Here is a 14,020-nt window from a genome sequence, read left to right on the forward strand (position 1 = left end):
CGCATTACATGTTTTCATCAGGCGCGTCCGTCGCCGCATCATCGAGGGCAACACCGTCGCCAAAACGTTCCGGGTCATACGCACGCCCTCTGGCGAATCGGCGCGTGCCGACACGGCTCGGGTCGGTTTCCTCAACGGTATCCGAATGCTTCTTCTCCCAATCCGCCGCTTTCTCCAGCTGCTCCTGCCGCTCACTTTTGTGCTGCTTTTTCTTGGACGTATTGGGGTTTCTTTCCGTCATGTTTTCCGCTTTTTTGCGTTCCGTCTCCAGATGCTTGGCCTCAAGCTCGGCTTCCTTCTCTTTCTGGCGCTCGAGTTTGACGGCGTCCTCCGCATCCAGGATCCGTTTGAACCGCTTTGTCAGAATGATATCCTGAATCATGGCAAACAGCGTGCTGGCGATGATATAAATACCGATTGAACCCGGCATGATAAACGCGAAATAGACGTTAATCAAAGGCATGAGGAGCAGCATTGTCTTCGTCGTGTTCTGCTGCTGCTGGTCACCGGCCGTATTGATCTGCATACTGATTTTTGAGGAGAGGAATGCCAGAACGCCGGAAATGATCGGCAGCGTAAAGAGCAAAAGGCCCGGCAGCCAGACGGAAACATCGTTCCAGTTCGTCGTCCAGAGGAAGTTAAACTGTGGCGTATCGCCGAGATTCATGCCCAGGAAGTTATAATCAATCATCCGCAGCTTGTCGCTCAATCCGGCAAATTTGTCAAAGTGCTCGGAAATGAACTGCGTTTGGGCAATCTGTATATAATTGTTATTCATCGTTGTCGAGAAGCCGAGCTCCGAGAGCTTGTTTGCAATGGCCCCGCCCTGTTCCAAAAGCGCCTTCGGAACGCCCATCATGATTGTCAGCGGGTCTCTGATGGCGGCAAAGAGCGCCAGCAGGATTGGAAACGGCAAAAGAGACCACAAGCAGCCCGACATCGGGTTGATTTTCTCCTCCCGATAGAGCTTGGCCACCTCTTCATTATACTTTTGCTTATTGGCACCGTGCCGCTTCTCCAATTCCTTAAGTTTCGGCTGGAGACGGCTTGTCTGCATCATGCTCCGCTTCGATTTATACTGGAACGGCAGCAGAATGATTTTCAGAACAAGTGCAAATAGAATAACAGCAAAACCGTAATTTATGGTGACCTCATACAGCAGCATGAGAAGCCAGCCGAACGGCTTTGTTATAAAGTCAAACATACATTCTCCTATCTGTCGGAAAACAAAGAAAGTTATGGGACGGGGTCATACCCGCCCTCATGAAAAGGATGGCACCTAAAAATTCTTTTCACAGCCATCCACGTCCCTTTTCGGGCACCGTACTTTTCAACGGCTTCGAGGGCATACGCCGAGCAAGTTGGCACGAAACGGCAGCTCGGCTTCGTGAGCGGTGAAATATTCCTTCTGTAAAAGCGAATCATCGCGATGACGACCTTTTTCATTTAATGCGTTATCCCCAGCCGCTGGCAGCATTTCAAAAAGTCTGCCTCCAGTTCCTGAAAGCGTGCCGTACGGCTTCTTGTCCTGGCAACGATCACAATATCAAACCCTGGGGTCAATTGATTTTCGTGGAGCCTGTAAATCTCTTTAAAGCGGCGCCTGATTCTGTTGCGGCAGACGGCCTTTCCAATTTTTGTGCTGACGGTCAGGCCAAGCCTGTTTTGGGCACCTCTGTTTTTTCTGCAATAGACAACGGCATAGGGGGAGGCCACGCTTTTGCCTTTGGCATACAGGCGCCTGAATTCGAAGTTGTTTTTTAAAGAAACCGAGAACTTCAAACGGCCCCTCCCGTCAAACAGCCATAGGGCGGGGTACCCGCCCTAAACTTAATTATTACCAGACTCGCCAACCATTAAGCGGAGAGCTTCGCGCGGCCTCTCGCGCGGCGGCGGGCAAGAACCTTGCGGCCATTTTTTGTTGACATTCTTTTACGGAATCCATGTTCCTTCGAACGCTGACGTTTTTTCGGCTGATATGTTCTGAGCATCCTGGCACCTCCTTATGGTATCTGAAAGCGGGCATCTCCGGCGCACGGCATCCGGCTGCGCGGCATGTCTCAACATTCTGACAAGTATCGGTCATTTCCCGGCGTCGCCATACAAAAAAGATGATTTCTTTGGCGATTTCAAAGCTTGCTGGACAGCTCATGCGGAAGCTCATTATATAATACGTCGCCTGACTGTGTCAATAAAAATTCGGCGGCATGCCTCTTGCAAAACACGCTGTTTATCGGACATGTCCCATGGTGCACAAAGATTCCCACCTGTTCTCACGGGCCGTCGGGCGTCTTTTGCCGCCTCTTTCGTATGATGGCACAGCGCGGTGCCACAGCAGGCAGGCGCATGGTGAAAACCATCATCGGGTGGGGGGCGGCGTCAAGCTCCATGCCATCGGTATCATACAACGCCTCAGCGACAAAGGAAACGGGCGGCACGTCTGGCATCAGTAGCTCCAGCGTATCGCCTTTAAAAAACCTGTTACGCTGGGTCAAAACAGCATTTTGAGACGCGTCGCACGATTCCACAACAGCGACAACGTCACAGCCGGAAAAATACATGGCGTTCTCATAATACTGGCCTGGACCGTCCGCTTTGAAGTAAAAGCCCGTCTCGTAAGGCCGATGGCTGACGTTTTGAACCTCGTCAAGCCAAAGGCGCTCCGGCGCTTCGCCGCGCACAGTGGCGTCAAGCGCATGGCGGTAGGCATTTGTGACGACGGCGGCATAGTACGCCGATTTCATGCGCCCTTCTATTTTCAGGCTATCAATCCCGGCATCTAAAAGGGCCGGTATATGCTCAATCATACACAGGTCTCGGGAATTTAAAATAAACGTGCCGTTATCCTCGGTAATTTCAAACAGCTCGCCGGGCCGCTTTTCTTCCACGAGATGATATTTCCAGCGGCACGGCTGCGCGCACGCACCCTGATTGGCGTCGCGCCCCGTCAGGTAGTTAGATATCAGGCAGCGTCCGGAAAATGATACGCACATACTGCCGTGGACAAAGGCCTCGAGCGCGAGGTCCGGCGGTGTGTTAGCGCGGATGTCGGCAATCTCGTCAAGCGTCAGCTCCCGAGCGAGGATAACGCGCGTGGCGCCCATGTCATAAAACGCTCTGGCGCACGCGTCGTTGGCGACACCGGCTTGCGTGCTGACATGGATTTGGAGCCGCGGGGCATGCTTTTTTGCCAAAGCCAACGCACCAAGATCGGCAACAATGACGGCATCCGCGCCGACCTCCTGCAGAAATTCAAGAAACGGTGGCAGCGCGCGGACATCCTGTCCATGCAGCACGGCGTTGCACGCGGCATAGAGTTTCACGCCTTTTTCCCGGCACATCGTCGCTGCCCGCCGCAGCGCCTCTTCTGAGAAGCCTGAAGCGGCGCGCATGCCGAACCGGGTGCCCGACAGGTAGACGGCATCGGCACCGTAGCATAGCGCCATCTCCAACCGCTCCATATCACCGGCTGGGCAAAGCAGCTCGGGCGTTTTACCCGCCATACTGATCGCTGTTTACAAAGCTGTCAAAGGAGGCCGCATCCTTAAAGAAGTCGTGCATGCGCGATTTGTTGAGCGCATAGAAGTAATAGCTCGTCTTTTGGGGATTGAGGGCGGCTTTGATGGACGCGATACCGGGGTTTGCAATCGGCCCTGGCGGCAAACCTTTGTTTGTATAGGTGTTATATGGCGTGTTGGCGGTAGTTGAGAACTTCTCACCCGTTTCGTCAATGCCATAAATAATTGTTGCGTCGATCTGGAGATATGGGAAGGCCGAGCTGTTCAGGCGGTTATAGATGACGGAGGCAATCGTTGCCCGTTCGCTGTCGCCGCCCGCCTCCTTTTCAATCATAGAAGCGATCGTAACGATCTGTTGAACCGTATAACCCATGTCCTTCGCCTTCTTGATGTAGTCCGCGCCGAACTTTTCTTCAAAATTATCAAGCATTTTTGACATGACACGCGTTGCCGAATCGCCGACGTAGAAGGTATACGTATCCGGGAACAGGAAGCCCTCCAGCCTGTGCTTGTCACCAAGGGTACTGTTGTCGAGAAAGTCGTATTCGAACGCCTCATTCGTCGCTGTGTTCCAAAGCTCGTCCTCCGTACAGACATTGTTGGTAGCAAGAAGCTGAAATATCTGTTTCTCCGTAAACCCTTCGGGAATTGTCAAGGTGACCTCGGCGCGTTTTCCGCCATGGGTGGACATGCCGCTGACGAGGGCGCGGTAATCATAGTTTTTATTCAGCTCATATGTCCCGGGGTCAATTTTCTTAACGGCATGTGAAAATCCGGCATAGGCTTCAAATAAAAGCTTATACTTGATCAAACCGCTGCGGTATAAAACGTCGGCGACAGTGCCAATAGTGAAGTCCTCCGGGATCGTCACCTGAACCAGCTTGTCCTCATTGGCAAGGCCAAGCACATCCGTCGCGGCAAGCCAGCCGAGCGACGCGAATAGTAAACTGACGCAGAGAACAAACGCCACATAGGTGACGCCGCTGAGGCAGCCGGATTTTTTCTCGCGGCGCGGCCGTATCGGCCGTTTATCCGGTATATCTCTGTACTCACCGTCGAAATCAAAATTCACACTGAATTCCTCATTTTCATTCGGCTTACCGGAACTTGCAGCCGGGCTTGCCGGTGCCTGTTTTCGCGCTGCCGTTTTTTTGTCTTGCTGCGCGTTATAGCTGTAAAAGCGGTCGCCGTCGTCCGGCTCGTCCGCCGCTGGCTGCTTTGCCTTTATCGCGTCAGCCTGTTTTCCCTGTTCGGACGGCTGCAGGACATTCATGAGGTCATCACTGTAATCGTCTCCCAAAAGATTTTTCCAGTATTCAGGGTTTCCCATAAGAACGATCACTCCTTGTTCGGTCTTCAGATCGAAAAATATAATGCAAATCCGCTGTTTACCCACTGGAACCCCTTTTCACAGGGTCGCATAGAATAACGCAGACGGTGGAGCTAAAGAAAATGTACCGTCTTCAAAAGACGATGAGCCCTTATCATTTTTCTGCGCGTGATAAGTGAGGATTGAAAATTATAATATGCCGGCGCGCAGCGGCAGAATGGAGTTCATAATATGTTTAATTTTGGAAATAATTCCTGCTGCTGGATCATAATTATCCTGATTATCCTTTGTTGCTGCTGTGGCGGCTTCGGCGACAACTGCGGCTGCAACCGCTGACACCTACATACAACAGCGTCGGGATCCCATCAGGCAAAATGGCGTCCCCCTGATCCGGACTTTGTGCGAGGCTCCTCTTACGGAGTCTCGCTTTTTTCCGTCACGACACGTCGGACGGGGATATCGTGCGCCTCATGCGGCAGAACGTCCGACAAGAGGCTCTCTCGCGCAATACCAGCCGTAAAGCCGGTTGTTTTCACAAGAAAACGGTCATAATACCCGCCGCCCCAGCCGAGCCGGAAGCCGTAGCGGTCAAACGACAGCGCCGGGACAATGATAAAGTCCAGCGCCTCCGGTGGAATGATCTGTGTTGAGGATAGCGGCTCCATGAGCTTATAACGGGATAGCGTCAGTTCATCAATGCTTTTAATGGCACGTGCTTCCATGATCCCGCCCGGAAAGCAGACCGGCAGCGCGACCGTTTTTCCTTGTGCCAGCGCGTGTTCGATAATTTGATGTGTACCGACCTCACGCCCAAGGCTATAATATACAAAAATGGTTTGCGCCGTTTTATATTCGGCCATCGCGATGATATTCTGAAATACGCCCGTATCGCTTTGGGCAATATAATCGTCCGTCAATGCGCCGATTTTCTCGGCGATTTCCTTGCGCCAGGCTGCTTTTTCATTTATCATACGGCACCTCACTGATTAGAAGCTCATAAATCTCTGCGTGAACATCCTGCGCTGCCCGCTCTTTGCCATCCCGGATGCAAGCAATTTTTTTCCAGCCGTAGTAATCTGCCGCTTGCAGGCCGCTCGATGCACAGCATTTCAGGTATTCGATATCGCGCTCGTGGATGTCGCTATCGGTGCCTGTTCTGGCTTGGCGATTTTGAATACGCGCGGCCGCCGTTTCAACAGATATATCGAGATACAAGACGGTATCTGGTTTGGGCATCCCCATCTTATTAAATTCAAAATCATACAGCCATTTAAAAAACGCCGGTCGCTTTCTTTCCGGGAGCTTGGAGCCCTGATGCAGCGCGTTGCTCGTTGTATAGCGGTCGGTTAAAATAAGCCCGCCGCCGCTGTAATAGCCGCCCCAGTCCTTCACAAAGGAGGCATACCGGTCAACGGCAAAAAAAGATGACGCGGCATACGGGTTAACGTCCGCCGGGTCGGCACCAAATTCCCCCGCCAGATACATTTTTATAAGGGCGGAGGACATTTCCTGATACTGTGGAAACGCCAGACGGCGGAAGGAAACCCCCGCCGCTTCAAAGCGATCGCAGATTCGCTTGAACTGTGTTGATTTCCCACTGCCGTCGATACCTTCAAATACGATTAACTTACCCATCGTCATTTCCCTCTGAGCCTCCAGCCGATTACTGCCAGCACAAACAGCGGCAGCTTTGTCATCCGCCGCCAGCGCCACGGTTCCTTTTTTAGCCGGTACAGCCATTCCAGATGGAGCTTGATCCAAACGTCCGGTGCGCGCGCCACAACGCCGGCATAAACATCCAGCGAGCCGCCAAGCCCGGCCATAACGCGGACGTTGAGGCGCCTCAAGTTGCGTGCCATCCAGCGCTCCTGCTTCGGCGCGCCAAGACAGACGAGCAAAAGGTCCGGCTTTGCGTTGTTAATCTTTTCAACGACAGGGCCGTCTTCCTGAAAATATCCGTCGGCCGTCCCGGCAACAGCCAAGCCGGGATATTTATTGGCAAGGTTTTCGGCGGCCTTTTCGGCAATGCCGGGTTTGGCACCGAGCAAGAAAATGCTTTTATTGGTGCGTGCCATGCTTTCCATTAATTTTTCGGCAAATTCAATCCCGGCCAGTTTGCCCTTGAGCGGGCGGCCAAGAATTTTTGCTCCATAAACTACGCCGATGCCATCCGGCAGGACAAGCGCGGCGCCGGATATGATCTCTTTTAATTCCGGATCCGACCGGCAGAGCCAGACGATTTCAGGGTTCGGCGTCACTACATAAGAGGTGTTCTGCGCTTCCAAAAGCGCTTCCGCCCGCCCAACGGCCTCTTCCATCGTCAGATTGTCAAAGCCGACGCCGTATACATCCGTTCTCATGTTCTCATCTGTCCGTTCACAAGCCATAATATGACAGCTGCTATAGCAGCAAGTCAGATTATTTTATCATATCGAAAAACGCTTGTCCAGTCCGGTCGGCCGCCGAATGCCCCCTCTCGCTCCTCTCTTGACACGCTTTTATCTCTATGGCATTCTGTTGACATACCGGTACAGTGTCCCTGACCAAAATACCGCCGGAGAAAAGGACGGTTATCATGACTGCAAACGATCAGATCTCCTCGAGACTGCTTGACATGGCAGTGCGCATTAAAGAACTGCGTGAAATTATCGGTTTAAGTCAGGATGAGATGGCCCAGAAAACAGACCTCAGCGCCGAAACGTATCGGACATATGAATCCGGTATTGTCGATTTGCCTTTTTCCTTTATTCACAAGTGCGCGTTTATCTTTGGCGTGGACATGACGGAGCTTTTGGAGGGCAGCGGCGCACATCTGTCTTCCTATACGATCACACGCAAAGGCAAAGGGAAAATGACGGCGCACGAGCCGGGTATTGACATTAAGGATTTAGCTCCGCTTTTCCGCCATAAGCTCGTCGAGCCGTTTTGGGTCACATACGCCTATTCAGAAGCGCTGCAAGACAAGCCAATTGCCCAGTCAACGCACGCCGGTCAGGAATTTGATATCATTATCAGCGGCAAGCTGAAAATTCAAATCGGCGAGCACACGGAAATACTCACCGAGGGCGACAGCATTTATTATGACAGCTCAACGCCACACGGCATGCTCGCCGTCGACGGGAAAGACTGCGTTTTCTGCGCCGTCGTTGTCCCCGGTGCAAAAACGCAAGCGCCGGTACTGCCCGGCAAAACGCCCGAGCCTGCCGCTGCGACTGCCACCCGTATTTATGAGGACTTTATCACAACGGTTGAAGACGCGCACGGCGCTTTGCAGGCCATCTCCTTTAAAAATAGGGAGACGTTCAACTTCGCCTTTGACGTGGTAGATGTGCTGGGCGTGAAAAAGCCGGAGAAGCTCGCAATGCTGCACATTGACCGCAACAAGGTCGAGCGCCGCTTTACATTCGGCGATATCAGCCGCATGTCGGCACGCGCGGCCAACTACTTCCGCTCGCTCGGCATCAAAAAAGGTGACCGCGTCATGCTTGTTTTAAAGCGCAACTATCAGTTCTGGCTCGCCATTATCGCCCTGCACAAGCTTGGGGCGGTCGTGATCCCGGCAACTGACCAGCTGCTTGAGAAGGATTTTGTTTATCGTTTCAACGCCGCCGGCGTCAGCGCGCTTGTCTGCACGGCCGAGTCGGGCGCCGCACAGGAGGCCGAGAAGGCGATGGCGCAATGTCCGCAGGTCGCCGTCCAAATTATCGCCTCCGGCACGCGCGAAGGCTGGCATCATTTTGACAGCGAATATGAAATGTTCAGGAGCACTTTCCCGCGGACGGACGATACGGCGTGCGGCTTTGAACCGATGCTCATGTACTTCACCTCGGGTACGACAGGGTATCCCAAAATCGCGGCTCACAACTTTACATACCCGCTCGGCCACTTCATCACTGCTAAATACTGGCATTGTGTCGACCCAGAAGGCATTCATTTCACGATCTCCGATACCGGCTGGGGCAAGGCCATGTGGGGTAAGCTTTACGGCCAGTGGCTCTGCGAAGCGGCCGTCTTTACGTATGATTTTGACCGCTTTGACGCCAATGATATTTTGCCGATGTTCCGGCAATACGGCATCACCACTTTCTGCGCGCCACCAACGATGTACCGCTTTATGATCAAGGAGGATCTGTCAAAATTTGATCTGACCGCCATCAAGTATGCCACCACTGCCGGGGAGGCGCTCAACCCTGAGGTCTTCAATCAGTTTAAAAAGGCAACCGGCCTATCCGTTATGGAGGGCTTCGGCCAGACGGAGACGACGCTGGCGCTCGGCAGCCTCGTCGGCATGGTGCCGAAGGTCGGCGCGATGGGTAAGCCGACGCCCTTGTACGATATTGACCTTGTTGACAGCGACGGCAATCCTGTCGGCGTCGGAGAAACGGGCGAAATTGTCATTCGCACTGACAAGGAGATTCCATGCGGTCTCTTCATGGGCTATTATCTCGACGAGGCGAAAACGAGCGCCGCCTGGCATGACGGCCTTTATCACACGGGCGATACAGCCTGGCGTGACGAAGAAGGCTACTACTGGTTTGTCGGCCGTATGGACGATGTCATCAAATCCTCCGGCTACCGCATTGGGCCATTTGAGATCGAAAGCGTCATCATGGAGCTGCCTTATGTTTTGGAATGCGCCGTCTCACCCGCACCGGACGAAATCCGCGGCCAGGTTGTCAAGGCCAGCATTGTGCTGACGAAGGGCACCGAACCGAGCGACGCGCTGGCCAAGGAAATTCAGGAATACGTCAAAACACATACGGCGCCGTATAAATACCCGCGCATTGTCGTCTTCCGGGAATCGCTGCCGAAGACAATTAGCGGTAAGATTCAGAGAAATAAGCTCTAACGGTAACTAGATAAAATCAAAACAGGAGCCCGAGGGCTCCTGTTTAGTTTTGCAGCCAGCGTTTTGTTCATTGGCCAAAAGCGCTATCACGCCGCGCGGCGCGACCGGGCCGACGGTCTTTTTTTCAGGAGCAGGCCGAAAAGGCCCGCTATGAGGGGCAGCAGAAAAACGATGAAAATTGCCGTCTTCAGCCCCCACGCGTCGGCAACCGTTCCCATCACGATCGCCGCAAGGCCGCCAAGGCCGCCCGCAAAGCCCATCGTTAGACCGGCCGCAAGCGCCTTGTTGTTCGGAATGGCCTCCTGCGCGGCAACAACGGTAACGGAAAAGCTTGACAGGAGCGCGGCGCCTGCCAGCGCAAGAAAAATGGTGCCGATCGTTCCAGAGAACAAATAGAATCCGAAAAAGAGCGGTGTTGACAAAGCGAGCGAGCCGACTATGAGCCGTTTCCGCCCATATAAATCTGATATAAAGCCGCCCGTTACGCCCCCAACGGCGCCAGCCGCCAGCATGATCGTAACAAGATGACTCGCCGCGACGTTTGAAATGTTCTCCGCCTTAAAATAAAGCGGCAGCAGCGTGAGCATGGATGTGTAGGCGAGCGAACGGATCGCGATGACGCCAACAATCGCCCCAAGCTCGCGTGACGCTTTTTTGAGCGACGCAATAACTTCTTTAAGCGGCGTTATCGCCCCGGCAAGAACATTGTCGCGCGGGGCAAAAAACAACAGAAGCAGCGCCACCAGAACGCCCGGGATAACGGTAAAGACGGTCGCCCGGAGGCCAAAGGCCTGAAAAAGCGGGACGAGCAGCAGTGGGCTGAGTGCAAAACCGAAATTGCCGAACGCGACAAATGCCGATATTAAAACAGCCTTCCTGTCCCCGCTCAGAACGTTCACCATTGTCGTTGCCTGTGGGTGAAAGGCCGCCGTGCCAAGTCCCGCCAGTGCCGCTAAAACAACGAGCAGCGGAAAGTTGCCGACGAGACCCGTTAAGCTGAGCATGACGCCCATCCACACGGTTCCGATATAGACAAGCCAGCGCTTGCCTTGCCTGTCGAGCAAAAAGCCGAAAACCGGCTGAATCAATGACGACGATATTGTGAACGCAGAGACGAGAATCGACGCCTGCGTCGCCGTAAAGCCGACAAATAAAACGGCCAGAAAAGGAATCAGCTGCGGCAGAAAGTTGCTGTAAAAGTCATTGAGCAGATGCGCTAAGGCCAGCACGCCGATTTTTGAGTATTTGATCTGTTGGGACTGTGTCATGTGCGGCTCCTTACCGGCAGGTCATTGAGAATAAATGACTAAACTCAGCCTGTCTTAATTGCGAAAAAAGGCGACACCCGCCGTTTGTTAAAACGGCGGGTCTTTGAAGTACGCCCGACTGGATTCGAACCAGCGACCTTCAGAGTCGGAGTCTGACACTCTATCCAACTGAGCTACGGGCGCCTATTTCCGATTTCATCGGAAGCGGATGCCATTATATCAAAAATCGCGAATCGTGTAAAGCGACGACTGTATTTTTTTGTGCGCTCCTATCTTTCAGAAAAAAATTCTATTTCCCTCTGACAAGCAATATATATATGGTGTGTCCACATCGTGGCGCGGCACTTGCCGTCCCCCAACAATAGGCAGCATTGGAAAGGATGAAGAACATGCCGTACGAGGAAAAATATAAGACCGCCGAGCTTCCGCACAATGTGATCATGGAGGGCCGGAAAAAGGTCTCTGTCTCCGGCGTTGAAGACGTCGAGAGCTTTGACGATAATGAAATCGTTATGCGCACAACGCAAGGGATTCTCATCGTCCGCGGCAGAGGGCTTCGGATCGAAAAACTGAACCTTGACAGCGGTGACGTTGTGCTCGACGGAATGGTTGACCGGCTTGAATATGAAGATGACGCGCGCGTTTCAGGCGGTTTGTTCAGCCGTCTTTTCAAGTAGTCGATGGAAATCCCCGTCACAGAGCAAGTAATCCAGGCGGCCTCCTCCCTGCTGTTGGGGGCGGCCGCCGGTTTCTTATACGATTTTTTCCGTGTTGTGCGGCGCCGGGCACCGTCGGGCACCGTGACAATGATCGCTGATTTTCTATTTTGGCTCGTGTGCGGCGCGGGTCTTTTTCTGCTTGGCCTGTCTCTCGGCGGCGGCCGTCAGCGGATTTTTATGAGCGTTGTCGCCGTGACGGGTGCCACTTTGTATTTTATCACGCTCAGCCGGATATCACTTGCCATCTGCAACAAGCTGGCAGATATTATTATCTTTATTCTCTTTTGTCTGTCGAGACCTGTCGTTTGGTTATACTTGGCCATGAAAAAAATCTGTTTATTTATCAAAAACATCTTTCATTATCTGCAAAAATGGTATAAACTTGAGATTGATAACGTTTTCCGGCCGTCACACCAGATAAGGCTTCAAAAAGCCCGCTCGAAAGGAGTCCAGCATGAAGCTGAAAAGGGCAGGTACCATTACGAAAATTATCATCTTCGCAATGATCGTCTACGCATCGGTAGCTCTTATCAATCTCAGAACGCAGATCGACGCCGCCCGTACGGCGCAGGAGGCGCTCCGCCAGCAGGTGACGGAAAAAGAAACGTCAAACGCCGCGCTTCAGTATCAAATCGATCACAGCAGCGATAAAGAGACGATTGCCGATGTTGCCAGAGACGATCTTGGTCTCGTGGCTCCCGGCGAAAAAGTTTTTTACGATTCAGGCAACTAGCTAATAGATGTCATATTATAATTATTGAGAGGGTTTTTCTTTTCGTATGGATTTTGAAGTGGGATCAATTGTCACAGGCAAGGTCACCGGCATCACGAAATTCGGCGCTTTTGTCTCCCTTGTGCCGGGGAAATCTGGGCTTGTGCATATTTCGGAAATCGCCGATACATATGTCAACGATATTCGCGAGCACTTGACGGACGGGCAGGAAGTCACCGTCAAGGTGATTGGCATGGACAACAACGGTAGAATCAACCTCTCAATCAAAGCGGCCCTTCCGAAAGCGCCGCGCCCCGTTCGTAACGACGCCCCGCGCCGCGCCCCAGTTGCGCCGCGCCATAATGGCGAACGTCTTTCCAGCCCGCCGCCTGTGTTTGAGGCAACTTTTGAGGATAAGCTCAAGCGCTTTATGCAAGATTCCGACAGCAAAATTTCCGGGCTCAAGCAGTATGCCGATAAAAAAGGGCCGCGCCGCCGCGGCCGATAACGCACCTAACGCCCCGAAAACGGGGCGTTTTATTTTCTCCTAGAACGTGCTATGATAATTTCACGAAACAGAAAAGCGTTATGAGGTGACCGCCGTGAAAAACGATAACATGCCGGAACCGGCACTTAAACCGCCCGGCTCGTATTTAAGCAGCTTGTCCGATTTTGCCGAATTACTCGGCGTCATCGAATCGGCGGAGCATGCGGCAAATGAGCTTCTTGAAGAAACGGGCGGCGCGCTGCATGACGCCGCCCCGAAGACAAAGGCCGAGCAATCCCCCGAAAAGCCTGATTTAAACGCCCTGCTCTGCCAGCTTGACGCGCTGATCGGTTTGCGGAACATTAAATCAAGCGTCCGAAGTCTCATTAACCTCGTCAAGGTACGCAAGCTGCGTGAGGAAAACGGCCTGACCGTGCCGCCGGTCTCTCTGCACATGGTGTTTACCGGCAATCCGGGTACCGGGAAAACGACGGTCGCGCGCATCCTCTCTTCCCTTTTCTGCGCGATCGGCGTTTTGTCGAAGGGCCAGCTTGTTGAGGTTGACCGCTCAGGTCTCGTCGCCGGATACGTTGGTCAGACGGCCATGAAGACAAGTGGTGTTATTCAAAGCGCACTCGGCGGCATTTTATTTATTGACGAGGCATATGCCCTCGTCTCGAAAGACGGCGTCAACGACTTCGGCCACGAGGCCATTGAGACGCTCTTGAAGGCGATGGAGGATCATCGTGACGACTTCATCGTCATCGTGGCCGGGTACGACGCGCTGATGGCGGCGTTTATCGCCTCAAACCCCGGGCTTCAGTCCCGCTTTAACCGTTACTTTGCCTTTGACGATTACACAAGTGATGAGCTGGGCAGTATTTTTAAATCCCTTTGTGAGCAAAACGAATATGTCATAGCCGACGATGCCGCGGCTTATGCCAGCGCTTATTTCGATGCCCTTTATGCGCAGCGGGACGAGCATTTCGGCAACGCGCGCGATGTGCGCAATTTCTTTGAAAACGCCGTAACCGTCCATTCAGACCGCGTCTCCTGCTTTGAGCAGCCCACACGCGACGTGCTGATGCTGCTAACGCGCGAAGACCTTGAAAATGCAGCAGCAATGACGTAAATACC

General features: G+C 53.1%; 15 protein-coding genes and 1 tRNA gene. 5 read left to right on the forward strand and 11 right to left on the reverse strand.

Going from position 1 to position 14,020, the window contains the following annotated elements:
• Nucleotides 1-4 precede the first annotated feature (4 nt).
• From yidC to IZU99_10260, 9 genes are all read right to left on the reverse strand, one after another.
• Nucleotides 5-1,204, reverse strand: a complete 1,200-nt coding sequence (gene yidC, locus IZU99_10220; protein UOO37603.1) for a membrane protein insertase YidC — start codon at nt 1,202-1,204, stop codon at nt 5-7.
• Between the two features lie 32 nt (nt 1,205-1,236).
• On the reverse strand, nt 1,237-1,446 hold the full coding sequence (yidD, locus tag IZU99_10225) for a membrane protein insertion efficiency factor YidD (GenBank protein ID UOO37604.1): 210 nt from the start codon (nt 1,444-1,446) through the stop codon (nt 1,237-1,239).
• The gene (rnpA, locus tag IZU99_10230) at nt 1,447-1,782 is read right to left on the reverse strand and encodes a ribonuclease P protein component (GenBank protein UOO37605.1); all 336 of its coding nucleotides are present in this window, start codon (nt 1,780-1,782) and stop codon (nt 1,447-1,449) included. It lies immediately after the preceding gene.
• A 74-nt stretch (nt 1,783-1,856) separates the two neighbouring features.
• Nucleotides 1,857-1,991, reverse strand: coding sequence for a 50S ribosomal protein L34 (gene rpmH / locus IZU99_10235; protein ID UOO37606.1), 135 nt, complete (start codon nt 1,989-1,991; stop codon nt 1,857-1,859).
• 282 nt (nt 1,992-2,273) lie between these two features.
• Entirely contained in the window at nt 2,274-3,503 is a 1,230-nt protein-coding gene (locus tag IZU99_10240; protein ID UOO37607.1) for a U32 family peptidase, read from the reverse strand.
• The gene (gene mltG / locus IZU99_10245) at nt 3,493-4,848 is read right to left on the reverse strand and encodes an endolytic transglycosylase MltG (protein UOO37608.1); all 1,356 of its coding nucleotides are present in this window, start codon (nt 4,846-4,848) and stop codon (nt 3,493-3,495) included. The genes IZU99_10240 and mltG overlap by 11 nt, the downstream gene beginning before the upstream one ends.
• Before the next feature lie 413 nt (nt 4,849-5,261).
• Nucleotides 5,262-5,819, reverse strand: coding sequence for a 5-formyltetrahydrofolate cyclo-ligase (locus IZU99_10250; GenBank protein UOO37609.1), 558 nt, complete (start codon nt 5,817-5,819; stop codon nt 5,262-5,264).
• Nucleotides 5,809-6,489, reverse strand: a complete 681-nt coding sequence (locus IZU99_10255; protein ID UOO37610.1) for a thymidylate kinase — start codon at nt 6,487-6,489, stop codon at nt 5,809-5,811. Before IZU99_10255 ends, IZU99_10250 begins: the two co-directional genes overlap by 11 nt.
• Complete coding sequence (locus tag IZU99_10260) at nt 6,486-7,208, reverse strand: WecB/TagA/CpsF family glycosyltransferase (protein UOO37611.1); 723 nt, start codon at nt 7,206-7,208, stop codon at nt 6,486-6,488. The genes IZU99_10255 and IZU99_10260 overlap by 4 nt, the downstream gene beginning before the upstream one ends.
• A gap of 215 nt (nt 7,209-7,423) precedes the next feature.
• Between IZU99_10260 and IZU99_10265 the strand changes: the two genes are divergently transcribed.
• Nucleotides 7,424-9,697 (forward strand): AMP-binding protein, encoded by a 2,274-nt coding sequence (locus IZU99_10265; GenBank protein UOO37612.1) that lies wholly within the window; start codon nt 7,424-7,426, stop codon nt 9,695-9,697.
• Between the two features lie 86 nt (nt 9,698-9,783).
• On the opposite strand, the gene IZU99_10270 is transcribed toward IZU99_10265, so the two are convergent.
• Nucleotides 9,784-10,965, reverse strand: a complete 1,182-nt coding sequence (locus tag IZU99_10270; protein UOO37613.1) for an MFS transporter — start codon at nt 10,963-10,965, stop codon at nt 9,784-9,786.
• A 109-nt stretch (nt 10,966-11,074) separates the two neighbouring features.
• A tRNA-Arg gene (locus IZU99_10275) sits at nt 11,075-11,148 on the reverse strand.
• A 206-nt stretch (nt 11,149-11,354) separates the two neighbouring features.
• Between IZU99_10275 and yabP the strand changes: the two genes are divergently transcribed.
• The 4 genes from yabP to IZU99_10295 all read left to right on the forward strand — a co-directional run bounded on the left by yabP (nt 11,355) and on the right by IZU99_10295 (nt 14,015).
• The gene (gene yabP, locus IZU99_10280) at nt 11,355-11,642 is read left to right on the forward strand and encodes a sporulation protein YabP (protein UOO37614.1); all 288 of its coding nucleotides are present in this window, start codon (nt 11,355-11,357) and stop codon (nt 11,640-11,642) included.
• A 3-nt stretch (nt 11,643-11,645) separates the two neighbouring features.
• A complete protein-coding gene (locus IZU99_10285; protein ID UOO37615.1) occupies nt 11,646-12,335 on the forward strand; it encodes a spore cortex biosynthesis protein YabQ in 690 nt (229 codons plus the stop codon).
• Between the two features lie 128 nt (nt 12,336-12,463).
• Nucleotides 12,464-12,904 carry a S1 RNA-binding domain-containing protein gene (locus IZU99_10290; protein ID UOO37616.1) on the forward strand — a complete coding sequence of 147 codons (441 nt, stop codon included), beginning with the start codon at nt 12,464-12,466 and terminating at the stop codon, nt 12,902-12,904.
• A 109-nt stretch (nt 12,905-13,013) separates the two neighbouring features.
• On the forward strand, nt 13,014-14,015 hold the full coding sequence (locus IZU99_10295; protein UOO38815.1) for an AAA family ATPase: 1,002 nt from the start codon (nt 13,014-13,016) through the stop codon (nt 14,013-14,015).
• Nucleotides 14,016-14,020 lie beyond the last annotated feature (5 nt).

The organism is Oscillospiraceae bacterium CM (assembly GCA_022870705.1).
Classification (GTDB): domain Bacteria; phylum Bacillota; class Clostridia; order Oscillospirales; family Oscillospiraceae; genus Sporobacter.